This is a genomic window from Microbacterium azadirachtae (genome assembly GCF_025583665.1).
Classification (GTDB): domain Bacteria; phylum Actinomycetota; class Actinomycetes; order Actinomycetales; family Microbacteriaceae; genus Microbacterium; species Microbacterium azadirachtae.
The window spans coordinates 2,249,734-2,269,469 of record NZ_CP099706.1 but is presented as its reverse complement, the minus strand read 5'-3'; the positions used below and the strand labels follow the sequence as shown (position 1 = coordinate 2,269,469).

Below are 19,736 nucleotides of genomic sequence, written 5' to 3'. Positions count from 1 at the left end.
TGCGGGCGGTGAAAGCGCCGCCCACAACGAAAGGAAAAATCCGTGGACGCTACTACGGTTCTCGCAGCAGTCAACGGCAACCTCGCGGCGATCGGCTACGGTCTCGCCGCCATCGGCCCGGCCATCGGCGTGGGCATCGTCGTCGGCAAGACGATCGAGGGTGTCGCCCGTCAGCCCGAGCTGGCCGGTCGCCTGCAGGTTCTGATGTGGATCGGTATCGCCTTCACCGAGGCGCTCGCGTTCGTCGGCATCGCCGTCGGCTTCATCCCCTTCCCGTAATCCGCACCCGAATCCCGAAGGAGACAGGATGCTGAACGCTCTTGTCACGAACCTCGCGGCCGAGGGTGAGGCGCACAACCCGCTCCTGCCCGCGTGGTACGACCTGGTCTGGTCGGCGCTGTGGTTCGTCGTGATCCTCCTCGTGGTGTGGAAGTTCGCTCTTCCCCGCTTCACGAAGATGCTCGACGAGCGCTCCGCGGCCATCGAGGGCAACATCGCGAAGGCGGACGAGGCGCAGAAGCAGGCCGAGGCCGCGCTGGAGGAGTACACCCGCCAGCTCGCCGAGGCCCGTACCGAGGCCGGCGCGATCCGCGAGACCGCCCGTGAGGACGGCAAGAAGATCGTCGCCGAGGCGAAGGAGACCGCTGCCGCCGAGGCGGCGCGTCTGACCGCCGCCGCGCACTCGCAGATCGAGGCCGAGCGTCAGACGGCGTTCGTCTCGCTGCGCAACGAGGTCGGCGGCCTGGCCCTCGACCTCGCCGGTGGCGTGGTCGGCGAGACCCTGTCCGACGACGCCCGCGCGACGGCCGTCGTGGACCGCTTCCTCGCGGACCTCGAGGCCTCCGAGGCGGCGAAGTAATGGGCAGCGCGACCGCTCAGGCCCTCACGGCGTCGAGCAACGCTCTGACCGCCGCGCAGGGGATCACCCTCGACGTCGCCGGGGAGCTCTTCTCCGCCACGCGCCTGATCGGTGAGTCCACCGCGCTGAGCGGCGCGCTCGCCGATCCGTCCGCCCCGGTCGAGGCCCGCGCCGCCCTGGTGTCGCGGGTGTTCTCCGGTGCTTCCGCAGCCACGCTGAGCGTGCTCACCACGGCCGTCTCGCAGCGGTGGTCCTCGGCCGCCGACCTCGTCGACGGCGTGGAGGAGCTCGCGGTGCGCGCCGCGGCGATCGCCTCCCCGGATGCCGACATCGAGGGCGAGCTGTTCTCGGTCTCGCGCCTGGTCGCCGACAACGCCGACCTCGAGCTCGCTCTGGGCAGCCGCCTCGGCGGCGGCGAGGGAAAGGCCGCGCTGGTCCAGAAGCTGGTCGGTCCGAGCGTCCACCCGGCGACCTCGCTGATCGTCACCTCGCTGGTGCGCGAGCCGCGCGGACGCCGCGTGCGCCGCCTGCTGAGCCGTGCCATGCGGGTCGTGTCGGAGCAGCGTGACCGGATCGTCGCGACCGTGCGCACGGCGGCCCCGCTCAGCGCATCGCAGCGCGACCGTCTCCGCACGGTGCTGGCCGGCCGCTACGGCCGTCAGGTCGCGCTGAACGAAGTGCTCGACTCCTCCGTCGTCGGAGGCCTGCGCGTGCAGGTCGCGGACGACGTCATCGACGGCAGCATCGCCGCCCGCCTCGCCGATCTCCGGCAGAAGCTCGCGGGCTGACAAACGAACTTCGCGCGGTACGGCCGCGCACCTGTATACAAAGGGAAGACAATGGCAGAACTTTCGATCAGCCCCGACGTCATCCGTGACGCGCTGAAGGACTTCGTCGCCGCGTACGAGCCGACGGCCGGCACGGCGACCGAGGTCGGCACCGTCATCGACGCCGCGGACGGCATCGCGCACGTCGAGGGACTGCCCGGCGTCATGGCGAACGAGCTCGTGACCTTCGCCGACGGCACCAAGGGTCTCGCGCTGAACCTGGACGAGCACGAGATCGGTGTGGTCGTCCTCGGCGACTTCGCCGGCATCGAGGCCGGCCAGGAGGTCACCCGCACCGGCGAGGTGCTCTCCGTGCCGGTCGGCGACGGCTACCTCGGCCGCGTCGTGGACCCGCTCGGCAACCCGATCGACGGCCTCGGCGAGATCACCCCGGTGGAGGGCGTCCGTGCGCTCGAGCTGCAGGCGCCCGGCGTCATGCAGCGCAAGTCGGTCCACGAGCCGATGCAGACCGGCATCAAGGCGATCGACGCCATGATCCCCGTCGGCCGCGGCCAGCGCCAGCTCATCATCGGCGACCGCCAGACCGGCAAGACCGCGATCGCGATCGACACGATCATCAACCAGAAGGCCAACTGGGAGTCCGGCGACGTCAACAAGCAGGTCCGCTGCATCTACGTCGCCATCGGCCAGAAGGGCTCGACCATCGCCTCCGTCAAGGGTGCGCTGGAAGAGGCCGGCGCCCTGGAGTACACGACCATCGTCGCGGCGCCCGCGTCCGACCCGGCCGGCTTCAAGTACCTCGCTCCGTACACCGGCTCGGCCATCGGCCAGCACTGGATGTACGGCGGCAAGCACGTCCTGATCATCTTCGACGACCTGTCGAAGCAGGCCGAGGCCTACCGCGCCGTGTCGCTGCTGCTGCGCCGTCCGCCGGGCCGCGAGGCCTACCCGGGTGACGTCTTCTACCTGCACTCCCGTCTGCTGGAGCGTTGCGCGAAGCTGTCCGACGAGCTCGGCGCCGGGTCGATGACGGGTCTGCCCATCATCGAGACCAAGGCGAACGACGTCTCGGCGTACATCCCGACCAACGTGATCTCGATCACCGACGGCCAGATCTTCCTGCAGTCCGACCTGTTCAACGCGAACCAGCGTCCCGCGGTCGACGTGGGCATCTCGGTGTCCCGCGTCGGCGGTGACGCCCAGGTCAAGTCGATCAAGAAGGTCTCCGGAACGCTGAAGCTCGAGCTCGCGCAGTACCGCTCGCTCGAGGCGTTCGCGATGTTCGCCTCCGACCTCGACCAGGCGTCGCGGCGCCAGCTGGCCCGTGGTGCGCGCCTCACCGAGCTGCTCAAGCAGCCGCAGTACTCGCCGTACCCCGTGGAGGACCAGGTCGTCTCGATCTGGGCCGGCACCAACGGCAAGCTCGACACCATCGAGGTCGAGGACGTGCTGCGCTTCGAGAGCGAGCTGCTCGACCACCTGCGTCGTCACACCACGGTCCTGGACCGCCTGCGTGAGACGAACGTCCTCGACGACGACACCGTCGCCGAGCTGGAGAAGGCCACCGACGCCTTCATCCTCGAGTTCCAGGGCGGCAAGGGCCACGGCATCGGCGCTCCCGGTCACGAGGAGCACAGCGCTGCGGACGTCGACGACGTGAACCAGGAGAAGATCGTCAAGGGTCGCCGCGCGTAAGCGCGGGGGAGTCTTCCGATATGGGCGCACAACTCCGGGTCTACAAGCAGAAGATCTCTTCTGCTCAGACGACCAAGAAGATCACGAAGGCGATGGAACTCATCGCGGCTTCGCGCATCCAGAAGGCGATGGCGCGCGTCAACGCGTCCTCGCCCTTCGCGCGAGCCGTGACCCGGGCCGTCTCCGCCGTGGCCACCCACTCCAACGTCGACCACCCGCTCACCCGTGAGCCCGAGAACATCCGCCGCTCCGCGGTCGTGATCTTCTCCTCGGATCGCGGTCTCGCGGGCGCCTTCAACTCGCAGATCCTCCGTGAGGGCATGGAGCTCGCCGAGCTGCTGCGCTCCGAGGGGCGCGAGCCCGTGTTCTACCTGGTGGGCCGCAAGGCCGTGGGCTACTTCCAGTTCCGCGGCCTCGAGGCCGCGGCCGAGTGGACCGGCGACACCGACACGCCGTCCTTCCACACGGCAGAGGCCATCTCGGCCACCCTGCTGGAGGCGTTCGAGCGCGGCGGCGAGCAGGGCGGCGTGGACGAGATCCACCTCGTCTATAACCGCTTCGTCAGCATGATGACGCAGTCGCCGGAGACGGTCCGCCTGCTTCCGCTGGAGATCGCGGAGGCCGACGCGAACGACACCTCGACCGCGGTCTACCCGCTGTACGAGTTCGAGCCGGATGCGGCGACGGTGCTCGACGCGATCCTGCCGGTGTACATCCAGAGCCGCGTCTTCAACGCACTCCTGCAGTCGTCCGCTGCCAAGCAGGCCGCGACGCAGAAGGCGATGAAGTCGGCCAGCGACAACGCCGACAAGCTCATCACCGACTACACCCGCCTGCGCAACAACGCGCGCCAGGCGGAGATCACGCAGCAGATCGCCGAGATCGTCGGCGGCGCCGACGCCCTGGCGTCGAGCAAGTAAGACCCTCAGGAGAGAGACGAAATATGACTGCCACCGCTACGACGGTCGTCGGGCGCGTTGCTCGCGTCACCGGCCCGGTCGTCGACATCGAGTTCCCGCACGACGCGATCCCCGACATCTACAACGCGCTGAAGACGACGATCACGATCGGCGACGAGTCGACCGAGATCACCCTCGAGGTCGCCCAGCACCTCGGCGACGACCTCGTCCGCGCCATCGCGCTGAAGCCGACCGACGGCATCGTCCGCGGCCAGGAGGTGCGCGACACCGGCGAGCCGATCTCGGTTCCCGTCGGCGATGTCACCAAGGGCAAGGTCTTCAACGTGATCGGCGAGGTCCTCAACGCCGAGCCCGGCGAGCAGATCGAGATCACCGAGCGCTGGCCGATCCACCGCAAGGCGCCGAACTTCGACCAGCTCGAGTCGAAGACCACCATGTTCGAGACCGGCATCAAGTCGATCGACCTCCTCACGCCGTACGTGCAGGGTGGAAAGATCGGCCTGTTCGGCGGCGCGGGCGTCGGCAAGACGGTCCTCATCCAGGAGATGATCCAGCGCGTCGCGCAGGACCACGGTGGTGTGTCGGTGTTCGCCGGTGTCGGCGAGCGCACCCGTGAGGGCAACGACCTCATCGCCGAGATGGAGGAGGCGGGCGTCTTCGACAAGACCGCGCTCGTGTTCGGCCAGATGGACGAGCCGCCGGGGACGCGTCTGCGCGTCGCGCTGTCTGCCCTGACCATGGCGGAGTACTTCCGCGATGTGCAGAAGCAGGACGTGCTGCTCTTCATCGACAACATCTTCCGCTTCACGCAGGCGGGTTCCGAGGTCTCCACGCTGCTCGGCCGCATGCCGTCCGCGGTGGGCTACCAGCCGAACCTCGCCGACGAGATGGGTGTGCTCCAGGAGCGCATCACCTCGACCCGCGGCCACTCGATCACCTCGCTGCAGGCGATCTACGTGCCGGCCGACGACTACACCGACCCGGCACCGGCCACGACGTTCGCCCACCTCGACGCGACCACCGAGCTCTCGCGTGAGATCGCCTCGAAGGGTCTGTACCCGGCGATCGACCCGCTGACCTCGACCTCGCGGATCATGGACCCCCGCTACCTGGGCGAGGACCACTACCGCGTGGCCACCACGGTCAAGCAGATCCTCCAGAAGAACAAGGAGCTGCAGGAGATCATCGCGATCCTCGGTGTCGACGAGCTCTCGGAAGAGGACAAGATCGTCGTCGCCCGCGCGCGCCGGATCCAGCAGTTCCTCTCCCAGAACACCTACATGGCGAAGAAGTTCACCGGTGTCGAGGGCTCCACGGTTCCGCTCAAGGACACGATCGAGTCGTTCGACGCGATCTGCCGCGGTGACTTCGACCACGTCGCCGAGCAGGCCTTCTTCAACGTCGGCCCGATCTCGGACGTCGAGGAGAACTGGGCGCGGATCCAGAAGGAGAACGCCTGATCATGGCGGCCGGTGCTGCATCACTGCATGTCAGCCTCGTCTCCGCCGACGCGGAGGTCTGGACCGGCGAGGCGAGCCTCGTCGTCGCGAAGACCGTCGAGGGCGAGCTGGGCTTCATGGCCGGTCACGAGCCCGTGCTGGCCATCCTCGCCGAGGGGCAGGTCCGCATCACGCAGCTGGATGGCACGAAGGTGCTCGCCAGCGCCCGTGACGGCTTCGTCTCGATGGAGGGCGACACCCTGACCATCGTGGCGGGCAACGCGGCGCTCGTCGCCTGATCGACCACTTCACGCACGCGCCGGATCCCTTCGGGGGTCCGGCGTTTGCGTGTCTCCGCACGACCTCGAGGAGCCTTTGCCCATGATGATCCTGCTGCCGCCGAGCGAGACCAAGCGTCCCGGCGGCAAGAGCGGCCCTGCGGATCCGTCCGCATGGGCCCTGCCCGGCCTGCTGCCGCAGCGGATCCTCGTGCGCGATGCGCTCGGGGCGCTCGCGGCCGACGCCGAGGCGACACGCCGGGTGCTCAAGCTCAGCGACAAGCAGCTCTCCGAAGCGGTGCACGACAACGCCTCCCTCGGTGACGGACCGGTGATGCCGGCCGTCGACCGCTACACCGGGGTGCTGTACGACGCGCTGGATGCGGCCTCGCTCGACGGTTATGCACGCCGGTGGCTCGGCGCACACGTCCGGATCCATTCGGCGCCGTTCGGCCCGGTCGGAGCGCTGGATCCGATCCCGTCCTACCGGCTGGGCGCCGCCGCGTCCGTCCCGGGCCTCCCGGCATTGCGCCGGCTGTGGTCCGAGGCGGTGTCGGACGAGCTGGCGAACGTGTCTCCGCGGTTCGTGCTGGATCTGCGCTCGGAGGCCTACGTGGGACTGGGCCCCGTGCCGGAGGGCGTTCCCTCGGCGTATGTGCGCGTCGTGACGGCAGAGGGCAAGGCGCTTAACCACTTCAACAAGTACGCGAAGGGCGAGCTCGTCCGTCGCCTCGCCCAGGACCGGCCGAACATCTCGTCGCTGCGCACGCTGCGGAACTGGGCCTCGCGAGCCGGGGTCGAACTCCGCGTCACGGATGAAACCGGAATACTGGAGCTGGTCACGGATCAGGCGCCGGTCCGCAAATAGTTCGTGAGTGCGACGCTCGGACGCGGTATGGTGTTTCGCGTCGAAGCACCCAGCAGATTCTCAGCTGGGGCTCCTCGATGCGTACGCATCATCAACCGATCCCGGAGGGAAACATGGACTCTTACGGAGACAGCACCGCTCTTGCGGCTGCCTATCTGATCGCGGCCCTGACCTGGTTCATCTTCGCCGTCGTCTTCTACGTGCTCGGCTCGCTCTTCCTGATGAAGATCTTCGAGAAGGCCGGCGTCGAGGGCAAGTGGCGCGCGTGGGTGCCGTTCTACAACGTGATGATCTTCCTGAAGCTCGGTGACCTGAGCCCGTGGCTCGCATTCGGCTTCCTGCTCACGTGGGTGCCGTTCCTCGGGTGGCTCGTCGGCATCGCCATGGCGGTGCTGATGGTGCTCGCCGCGTGGCGTGTCGGCCTCAAGCTGCAGAAGAGCGGTGCCTGGGTCGTGCTGTACATCTTCCTCAGCATCGTGTGGCTCGGCATCAACGCGTTCGACAAGTCGCGCTGGAACCCGAACATCGTCCCCGCGTCCTGGGCCGGCAACGGCTTCCTCGCCGACCGCACGGTCTGGCAGGGCATCCCGGTGCAGCCGTCCGCGCAGGCGGCTCCGGGCTATGGTGCTCCGCAGGGCTACCAGCCTCCGGCGGCCCAGGGCTACGCCCCGCCGCAGCCGGGCTACGGTCAGCCGGCTGCGCCGCAGGCACCCGCTGCCCCGCAGGCGCCGACCTTCCAGCCGCCGGCCGCTCCGCCGGCTCCGGCAGCTCCGCAGCCGCCGGTGACCCCGCCCGCGCCTCCGGCCCCGCCGGCCGCGCCGTCGGCAGACCCGGATGCTCCGCAGACGGGCGAGCAGCCCCCGGCCTGATGCTGATCACGAAGGCCCCGGTCCTCGGACCGGGGCCTTCGTCGTTCCCACGGCGGACCGCGGCCGTCGATCACGACCTGTAGTTTGGAAGGCATGAGCGCTGAACGTCGTGTCGGATCGTCCGGGCTCCTGGTCTCCGCCGTGGGGCTCGGATGCAACAACTTCGGACGGGCGGGAACCGCGACGGAGACGCTGCAGGGGACGCGCGAAGTCCTGGATGCTGCGATCGACCACGGCGTGACGTTCCTCGACACGGCGGACATCTACGGCAAGGACCCCGGGCTCAGCGAGACCTTGATGGGCGAGGCTCTCGACGGTCGCCGCGACCGGGTGGTGCTCGCCACCAAGTTCGGCTACCCCGGCGTCGACATGGGCTACGACTTCCCGGCCGCGCGAGGCTCCCGGCGCTACATCCGCAAAGCGGTGACGGAGTCGCTGCGCCGTCTGCGGACCGACTGGATCGACCTGTACCAGCTGCACTGGCCCGATCCGCTCACACCGATCGAGGAGACCCTCGACGCGCTCGACGAGCTCGTGCGCGAGGGGAAGATCCGCTACTTCGGCCACTCCAACTTCGCCGGCTGGCAGATCGCCGAAGCGGAGCTGCGTGCTGCGCGCAGCGCCCGCTTCATCTCGTCGCAGAATCAGTACTCCCTGCTGTCGCGCGCCTCGGAGCGCGAGGTCCTGCCCGCGGTGAACCGTTTCGGGCTCGGGTTCTTCCCCTTCTTCCCGCTGCACAACGGCCTGCTCACGGGCAAGTTCACGCGCGAGGGCGGACCGGCGCAGAGCCGCATCATGCGCACCAGGGCTCACCTCTGGGAGGACGCGCCCTGGGATGCGCTCGACGCCTACCGGGCGTTCTGCGACGAGCGGGGTATCACGATGCTGGAGGCGACCTTCGGATGGCTGCTGGCGCAGCCGGGCGTGGCCTCCGTGATCGCCGGTGCGACGTCCGCGGCGCAGATCGAGGCGAACGCGCGCGCCGGCGGAGCGTGGACGCCGAGCGCCGACGAGGTCGCTGCGATCGACGCGCTTCTTCCGCTGCCCGCGGATCCGGCGGCCTGAGCCGCGTGTCGACGGTGGGGATCCATTACGATGTGTGAGATTTCAGCGGTCGTTCCGATCGCCCGAGCCGAGGGAGGATCGCGATGAGCCAGGGTTCCACAGCGCACACCCGCGAGATCGCACTGGCCTCCGGCGACACGGTCGTCCTGAGCTGGGCGGGGGCGACCGACACCGGTCGCCGACGCGAGAGCAACCAGGATTCGCTGCTCGCCGAGTTCCCGCTCTTCGTCGTCGCCGACGGCATGGGCGGGCACGCCGGGGGAGAGATCGCGAGCCAGCGCACGGTCGCGCGCTTGCAGGAGGCGGTCGGTGCAGGAGAGGTCTCGGCGGCGACCATCGAGACGGCGCTGATCGCCGCCGTGCAGGACATCACGGCGCATCCCGACACCACCGATGAGGGCACGGGGACCACTCTCACGGGTGTCTTCTTCACCCTGATCGACGGCGATGCGCACTGGGTCTCCCTCAATATCGGCGACTCCCGGGTGTATCTGCTGCGCGACGGTGCGCTCAGCCAGGTGACGACGGACCATTCCGTCGTGCAGGAGCTCATCACGGCCGGGCGCCTCAGCCCGGAGGAGGCCGAGGGACATCCGTACAGCAACGTGATCACCCGTGCGGTCGGCGTCAGCGAAGCCCTGCCGCCGGACTACCGCGAGTTCGCCGTGCAGGACGGTGATCGGTTCGTGATCTGCTCCGACGGCCTGACGAAGGAGCTCACGGACTACGGCATCCAGCACTTCCTCGGGCTCAACCCGACGCCGGACGCCGCGGTGGACGCGATGCTCAGCGCTGCGCTGGAGAACGGCGGCCGTGACAACGTCACCGTCATCGTGGTGGACGCGCGGCGGCTTCCGGCCAGCTCCGACTCGTCCTCCACAGCGCCGATCCCGGTCGAGTAGCGCACCGGTCGCGCGGGCGGAGCCCCGCTGACCCGTCGCACGCGATGGGATGACGGCATGGAGCCCGTCGACACGATCGTCCTTCCCGCCGCACCCACCCCGCCTGCGCGGGGTGCTCTGCCGCTGATCGCGGCGATCGTCCCCGTCGTGTCAGGGGCCGTGCTGTTCGCCGTGACCGGGTCGCCGCTCACGCTGTGCTTCGCCGCGCTGGGCCCCGTCATGATCCTGGGGTCCTTCCTGGACGGCGTGCGTCAGCGCAGGCGCGCCCTCCGCGCTGCTCGCGGCGAGGAGGCGCAGTCGTGGGAGCGCGTGGAGGAGACGGTGGCCAGGCGCGAGACGGAGGAGCGAGGGCGACGCGTGCGCATGGCTCCCGATCTCGCCGGCTGCCTCGAGGAACCGCCGACCCGGGCCGTCGCTCTGGCACCGGGAATCGAGGTGTCCGTCGGCCGTGGCGACGGCCCTTCACCGCTGCGGTTCAGCGGGACGGGGGAGCGGGCCGAGGACTTCCGTGCGCAGCATCGGAACGTGTCCGGCGTGCCCGTGACCGCGCCGCTCGCGGAAGGGCTGTGCGTACGCGGCCCTGCGCCGGTGGCCGCCGCGGTCGCACGCGCCCTGCTGCTGCAGCTGTGCCTGCGGCACGCCGCCGGTGCGATCCGTCTCGAGGGAGACGGCGTCGCGTGGCTCGGAATGGACGACCTGGCGGGCCACGGAGGGCTGCCCGCCGTCGCGGCGGGGGTGCACGTCGGCAGACGTCGGACTGCATCCTCCGGCCCCCGCATCTGCGTGGTCGCACCGGGGGATCCGCCGCCCGCGGGCTACCACGCGGTGCTCGACGTGGCCGACCCCGGCCTCGCGTGCCTGCGCATCGCCGAGGGTGCCCGGGTGTGCGCGGCCGAGGGGGTCTCGCGCGAGCAGGCGGAGGTGATCGTCCGCGACCTGGTCCGGGAGCGCGGTGCGGCGGCGGGCATCCCGGGTGCGGTCGCCCTGCGGGAGGTGCTGGCATCAGCGGACGGCCACGGCGACGCCGGGGGCACGCCGGGCGGTCCGCACGGGCTCCCGGCCGTACTGGGGAGGGACGCGGACGCCGCAGTGGTCGTCGACCTCGTCGCCGACGGACCGCACGCCCTCGTGACGGGCGTCACGGGCGCAGGCAAGAGCGAGCTGCTGGTGAGCTGGGTGGCGGCGCTGGCCGCAGCGCACCCCGTCGAGCGGGTGTCGTTCGTGCTCGCCGACTTCAAGGGCGGCGCCGCGTTCGAGCCGCTGCGGTCGCTGCCCCACGTCGCGGCGATCATCACCGACCTCGATGCCGACGGCGCCGCGCGCGGAGTCCGCAGCCTCCGCGCCGAGCTGCGCCGCAGGGAGGCGCTCCTGGCCGCAAGCGGCGTGAGGAGCATCGCCGAGGCACGCGGAGACCTCGGAAGGCTCGTGATCGTCGTCGACGAGTTCGCCGCGCTGCTGCAGGAGCATCCGGATCTCGCGGCGGTGTTCACCGACATCGCCGCACGCGGACGCGCTCTGGGCATGCACCTCGTCCTCGGCACGCAGCGCGCGACCGGGGTGATCCGCGACGCCCTGGCGGCCAACTGCCCGTTGAGGATCGCCCTGCGGGTGACGGACGCCGCCGACAGCCGGGTGATGATCGGCACCGACCAGGCGGCGGGACTGCCGGGCGATCTGGCCGGGCGCGGGCTCGCCTGCATCCGGCGCGCCCAGGACACCGCCCCGGCGGCGTTCCGCGTCGCACGCACCGGTCCGGAGGAGATCGCGGAGATCGCCGTGCGATGGCCGGGGGCGCTCCGTGCGCGCAGTCCCTGGCTGCCGGCCCTGCCGACGCGGCTGCGCCGCGCGGACCTGCCCGGATGTCCGGCCGGGGAGCTCGTGATCGGCCTCGCGGACGAGCCGGATCGACAGCGCCAGGAACCGCGCACCCTGCGGATCGGTCACGATCGCGGTCTCACGGTGTTCGGCGGTCCGGGCTCCGGCAAGAGCACTGCGCTGCGGAACGCCGTCGAGCAGGTGACGGACTCCCTGCTGCTGCCGGGGGATCCGGAACGCGCGTGGGCGCTTCTCGACGAGCTGTCGGACGGACGACGTCCCCTGCCCGCGCTGCTGGCGGTCGACGACCTGGACCGGCACCTCGCGGCGTTCCCGCACGAGTACGCGGCGGCCTGGGCGGAGAAGCTGCAGCGCGTGCTGCGGATCGCCGCGGAATGCGGAGGCACGGTGCTGCTCAGCGCGTCCCGGTGCTCGGCGCAGGTCTCGTCCGCGGCCGATCTGCTGCCGGCGCGGATGCTGCTGCGCGCCGCGAGCCGCACCGAGCACCTCACCGCCGGAGGCGATCCGCGCACCTACGATCCCGGCCGCACGCCGGGACGGGGTGTGCTCGACGGCGTCGAGGTGCAGGTCGCCGTGCCGGATCGAGCCGACGCGGACGGTCGTGCACACGCGGATGACGCCCCGGTCTGGCAGCCGAGAGCGCCCCTGGTCGGGCTCGTGAGCACCACGCCGGCGCGCACCGCGGACGCGCTGTCGCGGTGCTTCGGGCGCGGCGTGGTGCAGCTGCTGACGGAGGGTGCGCCCGTGATCGTCTCGGACGGAACGAGAGCATCCGACGACCTCGCGCTGATCGTCGGGGACGCGGATGCGTGGCAGCGGCAGTACGCGCTCTGGCAGCGCGTGATGCGGACGGGGGAGGCGGTCGTGCTCGCGGAAGCGGGCAGGGAGCTGCGCACGCTGGCGGGCGTGCGCGAGCTGCCGCCCTACGCGCTGACGCACGCGGGGCGGGCATGGACCGTGAACGCGGACGGAAGACCGTCCCGTGTGATCCTGCCCGCCCCGCGGGACGACGTCAGCCCAGCAGCTCCTCCAGCGGCGTGAGCGGCAGATCGTGCGCCGTGGCCACACCGGCGTTGGCGATCTTCCCGCCGGTGACGTTGAGACCGCCGGCGAGGGCGGCGTCGGCGCGAAGAGCGGCCTGCCAGCCGCGCGACGCGATCTGGCGCACGTAGGGCAGCGTCGCGTTCGTCAGCGCCGAGGTCGACGTGTTCGGCACCGCGCCCGGCATGTTCGCGACGCAGTAGAACACCGTGTCGTGGACCCGGAAGGTGGGGTCGTCGTGCGTCGTCGGATGGGTGTCCTCGAAGCAGCCGCCCTGGTCCACGGCGATGTCCACGAGCACGCTGCCCGGACGCATCTCCGCGACCATGTCGTTCGTGACCAGCTTCGGCGCCTTCGCCCCGGGGATCAGCACCGACCCGATGACGAGATCCGATCCGACCACGGCGCGGCGCAGATCCAGCGGGTTCGACGCCGCGGTCTTGACGCGTCCGCCGAAGAAGTCGTCGAGGTAGCGCAGCCGGGCGATGTTGGTGTCGAAGATCGTCACGTCGGCGCCCATGCCGGCCGCGATCACCGCGGCGTTCGCGCCGGCGACGCCGCCGCCGATCACCGTGACGACAGCCGGACGGGTTCCGGGCACGCCGGACATCAGCAGACCGAGACCGCCCTGAGAGCGCATCAGCGTGTTCGCGCCGACCAGCGGCGCCAGACGGCCCGCGACCTCGCTCATCGGGGCCAGCAGCGGAAGCGCCCCCGAAGCCAGCTGCACCGTCTCGTAGGCGATCGCGGTCATGCCCGACTCGGCGAGACGGTCGGTCAGCGCGCGATCGGCGGCGAGGTGCAGATAGGTGAAGAGCACCAGATCGCTGCGGAAGCGGTGGTACTCGCTGGCGATCGGCTCCTTCACCTTCAGCACCAGCTCAGCACGGGCCCATACGTCGTCCGCGTCGTCGAGCAGCGTCGCTCCCGCCTCGCGGTAGTCGTCGTCCGACATCGAGGAGCCGGCGCCGGCGCCGGACTGCACGAAGACGTCATGGCCGGCGAGCACGAGGTCGTGCACTCCGGCGGGGGTGAGCGCCACCCGGAACTCGTTGTTCTTCACCTCACTGGGGACCGAGATCCTCATTGTGGCTCCTTTCCTTTTCCCTGATGGGCTTTCCCGCCCGCGGGTTCTGGCCCCTTCTGGGGGCGTTCAGATTCCGGCGCCGGGGCGGATGGCCCCCACGTCGCTGCCGCCGCCGAGGACGGCAAGAGGAAGGGCCGAGGCGAGGTCCTGGACCTGCGCGTCGGTCAGCGCGCCCGCACGGGCGAGCAGGGTCGCCGCGACGATCGTGGCCGCACGGCCCGATCCGTCCAGCATCTTCAGCGCGACCGTGGTGCCGTTCGGCGCGACCATGACCATCACGCCCTCGGCACCGTGCTTGGCGAACACGCCGAGCTTCTCGATCGCGATCGTGTCGGGCCGGCCGGGACCCTCGATCGTCCACGGGTTCTCCCGCACAGTGCGCACCAGTGCGCCGGCGACGCGGTGCAGCGCGAACGGCGAACGCTCGGAAGCGCTGCCGATCCGGTGCAGAGCCCTCGCCAGTCCGGCGAGCGTGATCGCGTGCACCGGGGCGCCGCAGCCGTCGATCGCGGTCGCCGCGACGCGCTCACCGCTCAGGCGCTCCACGGTCTCCTTGATGTGCACCTGCAGCGGGTGGTCGAGCCCGAGGTATCCGGCGGTGGGCCAGCCGTTCGCCACGCAGGCGCGCAGCATCGCGGCGTGCTTGCCGGAGCAGTTCATCCGGATGCGCGCCTTGCTCGCGTGGTCGCGCACGAGCTCGTCCCGGGTCGCCGAGTCGCCCGGCCAGTCGGCCGGGCAGCCCAGATCGTCCTCCGTGAGTCCGCCGGCGGCGAGGACCTCGCGCACGACGGCCACATGGCGGTCGGTGCCGACGTGGCTGGCGCTGGCCAGTCCCAGCTGCTCGCCCTCGAGGGGTGCCCCGGCGGTCAGGCAGGCCACCGCCTGCAGCGGCTTCAGGCTCGAGCGGGGAAGGACCAGTGCTTCCGGGTTGCCGTGCCGGGCGATGATCTCGCCCTCCGCCGACAGCACGACCGCGGCTCCGATGTGGCGGGATTCGATGAAACCGTTCCGCTCGACGACGGCGAGTTCCACGGCATCCTGGACGGTCAGAGTCTGCACCACGAAGGAAAGCCTAGTGGGCGCGCGTGCACTCGAACGCTGCCGTTTCCGCGCCGCACGGACGCGGCCTGGCACGATGGATCCATGAGCCTCGGCACCCATCGCTACGCCCTCAGCACCACGTGGACCGGCAACCGCGGAACCGGCACCTCGGGATACCGCGACTACGACCGCGCCAGCACGATCCGCGTGGCGGGGAAGCCGGATCTGCTGGCGTCCTCGGACAAGCCGTTCCGAGGGGATCCGACGCGCTGGAACCCCGAGGACATGCTCCTCGCAGCACTGAGCGAATGCCACCTGCTGAGCTACCTGCATGCCTGCGTGACTGCCGGGGTGGTCGTCGTGGACTATCGCGACGAGGCGACGGGCACCATGCAGGAGGACGGGCGCGGCGGGGGAGCGTTCACCGAGGTCACCCTGCACCCTGTGGTGACGGTCGCCGACGAGTCCATGCGGGCGGCTGCCGAGGCCGCTCACGCCCAGGCGAACGCCTGGTGCTTCATCGCGAACTCCGTCGCGTTCCCGGTGCGCCACGAGGCGACGATCCTGGTCGCCGACGCCGCGGACTGACGCGACGTCAGCGGCGCTCGTGCGGCAGCGCCTGCTTGATCTTCTCGATCGTGCCCTGCGCGGGCACCTCGTTGTAGACGCCCGCGAGCTCCTGCTCGCTGAGGGCGTGGATCGCGGCCATGATCTCGTCCGTCGCACCGCGACGCGCCCGGCCCGAGTTCGCCGAGCCGTGGTGGGAGAGGTCCAGCGGCTCGCCGAAGCGGATGGTCACCTTCACGCCGAGCTTGGGCATGTTCGCCCCGACCGGCATCGCCTTGTCCGTGCCGATCACGCCCACGGGCACGACCTTCGCCCCGGTCTGCAGTGCGAGGAAGGCGACGCCCGTGCGGCCCTTGTAGAGGCGGCCGTCGGTGGAGCGCGTGCCCTCCGGGTACAGCGCGACCGCGAGCCCCTCGTCCAGGAGCTTGCGCTGCTCGTCGAGGGCGTCGAGCGCCGCCTGTCCGGCGCCGCGGCGCACCGGGATGGCGCCGACCGCGCGCATGAAGCTGGCCACGAAGCGGCCCTTCAGGCTGGTGCCCTCGAAGTAGCTGGACTTCGCCAGGAAGTGCACGCGCCGTGGCGCGGCCACGGGGATCGCGATCGAGTCGATGAAGGAGAGGTGGTTCGACGCGATGATGATCGGGCCGTCCATCGGCACGTTCGCGCGGCCCTCGATGCGGGGGCGGTAGATCAGGCGGGTGAGCGGGATCAGGATCATCCGGCCGAGCAGATACGTCGCTCCGGTGCGGCGCACCTCGTCCTCAGGCTGGTGCGTCTCCGCGACGGCGCCGTCGCGGTCCGCGGACGCTGCGGGTTCGTGTTCCGGTGTCACCAGACAAGGCTAGATCAGGATCCATTCCACGATCGGAATGCGCGATGCAGGAGGCATCTCCCAGCGGCGGCAAAGCCCGATACGGCAGGATGGGTGGGTTCGTCCCTACGTCTCGAGGTCTTCTGTGCGCATCCGCATCGCCGCCGCTCTGTCCGCCGTCGCCGCGACGGCACTCCTGCTCTCCGGCTGCGCCGGCGCCGGCAGCCCCTCTGCATCGCCCACCCCGTCGGCCTCGTCATCGTGCCTGCTCGACGCGAAGCCGGGCAAGGCGTCGGACGCCGTCACGCTCGAGGGGGAAGGCAAGGATCTGAAGGTCACCGTTCCCTCGGCCGCTGACGTCGACAAGGCCACGGCGGTCGAGCGGACGGTCGTGAAGAAGGGCGATGGCAAGGACGTCAAGCCCGGCGACCTCGTCTCCGTGCAGTACCGGATCGTGAACGCCGCGGACAGTGCCGTCCTCGACTCCAGCTCGCGCGGGTCCGATGACCAGATTCCGGTGCTGCTGGATCCGCAGCAGCAATCGCTTTTCGTCGCCGCGCTGGAGTGCCAGCCGCTCGGGTCGGCGGTCGTCGCCGCGATCCCCGGCAAGATGTTCGGCGACGGCGGGAAGTCGGTCGTGGTGTACGCCCAGGCCACGAAGAAGCTCTCCACGGTGGCGGATGGCACCGCGGTCGCTCCGGTCGACGGGATGCCGGCCGTGAAGCTCGCCAAGGACGGCGCGCCGGAGATCACCATCCCCAAGGCGGACCCGCCGACCGAGACGAAGATCTCCCTCCTGAAGCAGGGCGACGGAGCGACGGTGGCCAGTGGCGACTACGTCATCGTGCAGTACCGCGGAGTGACCTGGGCCGACGGCAAGGAGTTCGACTCCAGCTGGAAGCGCGGCACCCCGGCGCAGTTCCAGACCACGGGAGTGGTGACCGGGTTCAAGAAGGCGCTCGAGGGCCAGAAGGTCGGCTCGCAGGTGCTTGCGGTGATCCCGCCGGCCGACGGCTACGGCGCTCAGGCGCAGGGCTCGATCCCGGCGAACTCGACCCTGGTGTTCGTGGTCGACATCCTCGGCACCGTTCCTGCGGCCCCGACCCAGTGACCCTAGGCTGAGGGCATGCGTCGCGTCCTCATCCTCGGATCCACCGGCTCGATCGGGACCCAGGCCCTCGATGTGATCCGGGCCAACCCCGATCGCTTCGAGCTGGTCGGGCTCGCCGCCGGCACACAGGCCGACCTGCTCGCGCAGCAGGCCGAGGAGTTCGGCGTGGAGGACACGGCGCTGGGCTCCGCCGAGGCCGAGCAGCTGGTGCGCGACGTCGAGGCGGACGTGGTGCTCAACGCGATCACCGGATCCATCGGGCTCGGCTCCACTCTCGCCGCCCTCAAGGCCGGGCGAACGCTGGCCCTGGCGAACAAGGAGTCGCTGATCGTCGGAGGCGCGCTCGTCACCGCGCTCGCCGCACCGGGGCAGATCGTCCCGGTCGACTCGGAGCACTCGGCGCTGGCCCAGGCGCTGCGCTCGGGCACCAAGCAGGAGGTGCGCCGCCTCGTCGTCACCGCGTCCGGAGGCCCGTTCCGCGGGCGCTCCCGCGCGCAGATGGCGGCCGTCACCCCGGCGGAGGCGCTCGCGCACCCCACCTGGGACATGGGGCGCATGGTCACCACGAACTCGGCGACGCTCGTGAACAAGGGGCTCGAGGTCATCGAGGCGCACCTGCTGTTCGACGTCGACTACGAGCGCATCGAGGTCGTCGTGCATCCGCAGTCGATCGTGCACTCCATGGTCGAGTTCGTGGACGGATCCACGATCGCGCAGGCCTCGCCGCCCGACATGCGCCTTCCCATCTCGCTGGGACTGGACTGGCCGAACCGCGTCGGGGGCGTGGGCCGTCCGATCGACTGGACGACGGCGGCGAACTGGACGTTCGAGCCGCTCGACACGGCCGCCTTCCCGTCCGTGGCGCTGGCCAAGCAGGTCGGGCGTGCGGGCCGCACCTATCCGGCCGTCTACAACGCCGCCAACGAGCAGGCGGTGGACGCGTTCCACGAGGGGCGCCTGCCGTTCCTGGGGATCGTCGACACCATCGAGCGCGTCGTGGACGCGCACGATCCGCCCGAGGAGCTCACGGTCGAGACACTGGCCGCGGCGGAGGCCTGGGCGCGTGCGACCGCGGACCGCGTGATCGCCGCATCCGCCTGACCGGGCACAGGCCGGGCGCACAGCCGCGGCACGGCCGTTTCCTAGCCCGGCACCGGTAGCGTGGCGGGGTGGAGATCCTGCTATACGTCGGCGGCCTGCTGTTCGTGCTGGTCGGGCTCGGCGTCTCGATCGCCCTGCACGAGCTCGGGCACCTGGTGCCCGCCAAGCTGTTCGGCGTGCATGTCGGCCAGTACATGATCGGCTTCGGACCGCGGCTGTTCTCGAAGAGGATCGGCGAGACCGAATACGGGGTCAAGGCGCTTCCGATCGGCGGCTTCATCTCGATGTCGGGCATGTACCCGCCCTCGCCCGGGGAGCAGGAGGACGCGGCGCAGAGCCGGTCACGGGGCGCGTTCCGCAGCCTGATCCAGGACGCCAGGGCGGCCAACGACGAGACCATCGACCCCGAGCGCGCGACCCGCGTCTTCTACCTGCTGCCGGTCTGGAAGCGCGTCGTCGTGATGTTCGGCGGGCCGTTCATGAACCTCGTCCTCGCGATCGTCGTGTTCACGGTGCTCCTCAGCGGCATCGGGGTGCAGCAGGGCACCACCACGATCGCGTCGCTGTCCGAGTGCGTGCTGCCGGCGGGCTCCACCCAGACGTCCTGCACGTCATCGGATCCGGTCGCGCCCGCCGCCGAGGCCGGCGTGAAGCCGGGGGACCGGATCGTCTCGGTCGACGGCACGGCCGTGTCGACGTTCGCCGAGGCGAGCGCCATCATCCAGGCGTCGCCCGGCAAGACCATCCCGCTCGTCGTCTCCCGCGACGGCGCCGACGTCACGCTGCAGCTGACCCCGGTCGCCGCGCAGCGTCAGCAGGTGGACGGCAACGGCCGGCCCGTCGTCGACGACAAGGGCCACCCCGTCGTGCACACGGTCGGCTACGCGGGCGTCTACGCGCAGCTCGCATACGTGAAGCAGCCGGCGAACGCGGGCTTCGACCAGGCGATGACCAACGCCGGCGCGGTGGTGCAGCTGATCGGCAACCTGCCCGTGCGGCTGTGGGACGTCGGGGTATCGCTGGTCACCGGAACCCCTCGTGACCCGAACGGCCCGCTCAGCGTGATCGGCGTGGGACGGATCGCGGGCGAGGTCGCCGCGGCCGATGCGCCCCTGCTGAACCGCTTCGCCGTGCTGCTCGGGTTGATGGGCTCGCTGAACATCGCCCTCTTCGTGTTCAACCTGATCCCGCTGCTGCCTCTGGACGGCGGACACATCGTGGTCGCGCTGTGGGACGGACTGAAGCGCGCGTGGGCGAAGCTGTTCCGTCGTGCGCCGCCGGCGCCGGTGGACGCGACGCGCCTCGTGCCGCTCACGATCGTCGTCGCGGGCCTGCTCATCGCGATGGGCGCGCTGCTGCTCGTGGCCGACCTGTTCCGGCCGGTGACGATCGGCTGAGACGCCGCTTCGGGCACGGATCCGGATCCCGATCCGTGTATCAGGGGGACGGGCGCCGACT

19 protein-coding genes are annotated in these 19,736 nt (G+C 70.5%); 16 read left to right on the top strand and 3 right to left on the bottom strand.

Features of this window, described 5'->3' with window-relative positions:
- Positions 1 to 42: 42 nt before the first annotated feature.
- From atpE to NFX31_RS10780, 12 genes are all read left to right on the top strand, one after another.
- The gene (gene atpE, locus NFX31_RS10835) at positions 43 to 279 is read left to right on the top strand and encodes an ATP synthase F0 subunit C (RefSeq protein ID WP_045251710.1); all 237 of its coding nucleotides are present in this window, start codon (positions 43 to 45) and stop codon (positions 277 to 279) included.
- 28 nt (positions 280 to 307) lie between these two features.
- Positions 308 to 859 carry a F0F1 ATP synthase subunit B gene (locus tag NFX31_RS10830; protein ID WP_045251711.1) on the top strand — a complete coding sequence of 184 codons (552 nt, stop codon included), beginning with the start codon at positions 308 to 310 and terminating at the stop codon, positions 857 to 859.
- A complete protein-coding gene (locus NFX31_RS10825) occupies positions 859 to 1,647 on the top strand; it encodes a F0F1 ATP synthase subunit delta (protein ID WP_045251712.1) in 789 nt (262 codons plus the stop codon). The genes NFX31_RS10830 and NFX31_RS10825 overlap by 1 nt, the downstream gene beginning before the upstream one ends.
- A 51-nt stretch (positions 1,648 to 1,698) precedes the next feature.
- On the top strand, positions 1,699 to 3,342 hold the full coding sequence (gene atpA / locus NFX31_RS10820; RefSeq protein WP_045251713.1) for a F0F1 ATP synthase subunit alpha: 1,644 nt from the start codon (positions 1,699 to 1,701) through the stop codon (positions 3,340 to 3,342).
- Positions 3,343 to 3,362: 20 nt separating this feature from the next.
- Positions 3,363 to 4,262: a F0F1 ATP synthase subunit gamma gene (locus NFX31_RS10815; protein WP_045251714.1), complete on the top strand. Its 900-nt coding sequence runs from the start codon at positions 3,363 to 3,365 to the stop codon at positions 4,260 to 4,262.
- Positions 4,263 to 4,285: 23 nt separating this feature from the next.
- Positions 4,286 to 5,722 carry a F0F1 ATP synthase subunit beta gene (atpD, locus tag NFX31_RS10810; RefSeq protein ID WP_045251715.1) on the top strand — a complete coding sequence of 479 codons (1,437 nt, stop codon included), beginning with the start codon at positions 4,286 to 4,288 and terminating at the stop codon, positions 5,720 to 5,722.
- Between the two features lie 2 nt (positions 5,723 to 5,724).
- A complete protein-coding gene (locus tag NFX31_RS10805) occupies positions 5,725 to 6,000 on the top strand; it encodes a F0F1 ATP synthase subunit epsilon (protein ID WP_045251716.1) in 276 nt (91 codons plus the stop codon).
- A gap of 82 nt (positions 6,001 to 6,082) precedes the next feature.
- On the top strand, positions 6,083 to 6,847 hold the full coding sequence (locus NFX31_RS10800; protein WP_045251717.1) for a YaaA family protein: 765 nt from the start codon (positions 6,083 to 6,085) through the stop codon (positions 6,845 to 6,847).
- A 113-nt stretch (positions 6,848 to 6,960) separates the two neighbouring features.
- Complete coding sequence (locus NFX31_RS10795; RefSeq protein WP_220387416.1) at positions 6,961 to 7,716, top strand: large exoprotein; 756 nt, start codon at positions 6,961 to 6,963, stop codon at positions 7,714 to 7,716.
- A gap of 93 nt (positions 7,717 to 7,809) precedes the next feature.
- The gene (locus NFX31_RS10790) at positions 7,810 to 8,781 is read left to right on the top strand and encodes an aldo/keto reductase (protein ID WP_045251719.1); all 972 of its coding nucleotides are present in this window, start codon (positions 7,810 to 7,812) and stop codon (positions 8,779 to 8,781) included.
- Positions 8,782 to 8,864: 83 nt separating this feature from the next.
- Complete coding sequence (locus tag NFX31_RS10785; RefSeq protein WP_045251720.1) at positions 8,865 to 9,683, top strand: PP2C family protein-serine/threonine phosphatase; 819 nt, start codon at positions 8,865 to 8,867, stop codon at positions 9,681 to 9,683.
- 57 nt (positions 9,684 to 9,740) lie between these two features.
- On the top strand, positions 9,741 to 12,560 hold the full coding sequence (locus NFX31_RS10780) for an FtsK/SpoIIIE domain-containing protein (protein ID WP_262955694.1): 2,820 nt from the start codon (positions 9,741 to 9,743) through the stop codon (positions 12,558 to 12,560).
- Here NFX31_RS10780 and ald read toward each other — a convergent pair.
- Positions 12,532 to 13,647 (bottom strand): alanine dehydrogenase, encoded by a 1,116-nt coding sequence (ald, locus tag NFX31_RS10775; RefSeq protein ID WP_262955692.1) that lies wholly within the window; start codon positions 13,645 to 13,647, stop codon positions 12,532 to 12,534. The genes NFX31_RS10780 and ald overlap by 29 nt on opposite strands.
- A 66-nt stretch (positions 13,648 to 13,713) precedes the next feature.
- Complete coding sequence (locus tag NFX31_RS10770; RefSeq protein ID WP_262955691.1) at positions 13,714 to 14,709, bottom strand: asparaginase; 996 nt, start codon at positions 14,707 to 14,709, stop codon at positions 13,714 to 13,716.
- An 81-nt stretch (positions 14,710 to 14,790) separates the two neighbouring features.
- Here NFX31_RS10770 and NFX31_RS10765 point away from each other — a divergent pair, with 81 nt between their 5' ends.
- Positions 14,791 to 15,276, top strand: a complete 486-nt coding sequence (locus NFX31_RS10765) for an OsmC family protein (RefSeq protein WP_045251724.1) — start codon at positions 14,791 to 14,793, stop codon at positions 15,274 to 15,276.
- 7 nt (positions 15,277 to 15,283) lie between these two features.
- Here NFX31_RS10765 and NFX31_RS10760 read toward each other — a convergent pair whose 3' ends face one another.
- The gene (locus tag NFX31_RS10760) at positions 15,284 to 16,087 is read right to left on the bottom strand and encodes a lysophospholipid acyltransferase family protein (RefSeq protein WP_374700520.1); all 804 of its coding nucleotides are present in this window, start codon (positions 16,085 to 16,087) and stop codon (positions 15,284 to 15,286) included.
- A gap of 124 nt (positions 16,088 to 16,211) precedes the next feature.
- On the opposite strand from NFX31_RS10760, the gene NFX31_RS10755 reads away from it, so the two are divergent.
- From NFX31_RS10755 to NFX31_RS10745, 3 genes are all read left to right on the top strand, one after another.
- Complete coding sequence (locus NFX31_RS10755) at positions 16,212 to 17,177, top strand: FKBP-type peptidyl-prolyl cis-trans isomerase (protein WP_045251725.1); 966 nt, start codon at positions 16,212 to 16,214, stop codon at positions 17,175 to 17,177.
- A 15-nt stretch (positions 17,178 to 17,192) separates the two neighbouring features.
- A complete protein-coding gene (dxr, locus tag NFX31_RS10750; protein WP_045251726.1) occupies positions 17,193 to 18,278 on the top strand; it encodes a 1-deoxy-D-xylulose-5-phosphate reductoisomerase in 1,086 nt (361 codons plus the stop codon).
- Positions 18,279 to 18,346: 68 nt separating this feature from the next.
- Positions 18,347 to 19,675, top strand: coding sequence for a M50 family metallopeptidase (locus NFX31_RS10745; RefSeq protein WP_262955689.1), 1,329 nt, complete (start codon positions 18,347 to 18,349; stop codon positions 19,673 to 19,675).
- The last annotated feature ends 61 nt before the right edge of the window (positions 19,676 to 19,736 follow it).

Excerpts from the sequence above, each read along its gene's own strand:
- NFX31_RS10795 (WP_220387416.1), top strand. The coding sequence starts at position 6,961 with ATGGACTCTTACGGAGACAGCACCGCTCTTGCGGCTGCCTATCTGATC.
- NFX31_RS10825 (WP_045251712.1), top strand. The coding sequence starts at position 859 with ATGGGCAGCGCGACCGCTCAGGCCCTCACGGCGTCGAGCAACGCTCTG.
- NFX31_RS10780 (WP_262955694.1), top strand. The coding sequence starts at position 9,741 with ATGGAGCCCGTCGACACGATCGTCCTTCCCGCCGCACCCACCCCGCCT.
- NFX31_RS10785 (WP_045251720.1), top strand. The coding sequence starts at position 8,865 with ATGAGCCAGGGTTCCACAGCGCACACCCGCGAGATCGCACTGGCCTCC.
- ald (WP_262955692.1), bottom strand. The coding sequence starts at position 13,647 with ATGAGGATCTCGGTCCCCAGTGAGGTGAAGAACAACGAGTTCCGGGTG.
- NFX31_RS10830 (WP_045251711.1), top strand. The coding sequence starts at position 308 with ATGCTGAACGCTCTTGTCACGAACCTCGCGGCCGAGGGTGAGGCGCAC.
- atpA (WP_045251713.1), top strand. The coding sequence starts at position 1,699 with ATGGCAGAACTTTCGATCAGCCCCGACGTCATCCGTGACGCGCTGAAG.
- NFX31_RS10790 (WP_045251719.1), top strand. The coding sequence starts at position 7,810 with ATGAGCGCTGAACGTCGTGTCGGATCGTCCGGGCTCCTGGTCTCCGCC.
- NFX31_RS10800 (WP_045251717.1), top strand. The coding sequence starts at position 6,083 with ATGATGATCCTGCTGCCGCCGAGCGAGACCAAGCGTCCCGGCGGCAAG.
- dxr (WP_045251726.1), top strand. The coding sequence starts at position 17,193 with ATGCGTCGCGTCCTCATCCTCGGATCCACCGGCTCGATCGGGACCCAG.
- NFX31_RS10815 (WP_045251714.1), top strand. The coding sequence starts at position 3,363 with ATGGGCGCACAACTCCGGGTCTACAAGCAGAAGATCTCTTCTGCTCAG.
- NFX31_RS10765 (WP_045251724.1), top strand. The coding sequence starts at position 14,791 with ATGAGCCTCGGCACCCATCGCTACGCCCTCAGCACCACGTGGACCGGC.
- atpD (WP_045251715.1), top strand. The coding sequence starts at position 4,286 with ATGACTGCCACCGCTACGACGGTCGTCGGGCGCGTTGCTCGCGTCACC.
- NFX31_RS10805 (WP_045251716.1), top strand. The coding sequence starts at position 5,725 with ATGGCGGCCGGTGCTGCATCACTGCATGTCAGCCTCGTCTCCGCCGAC.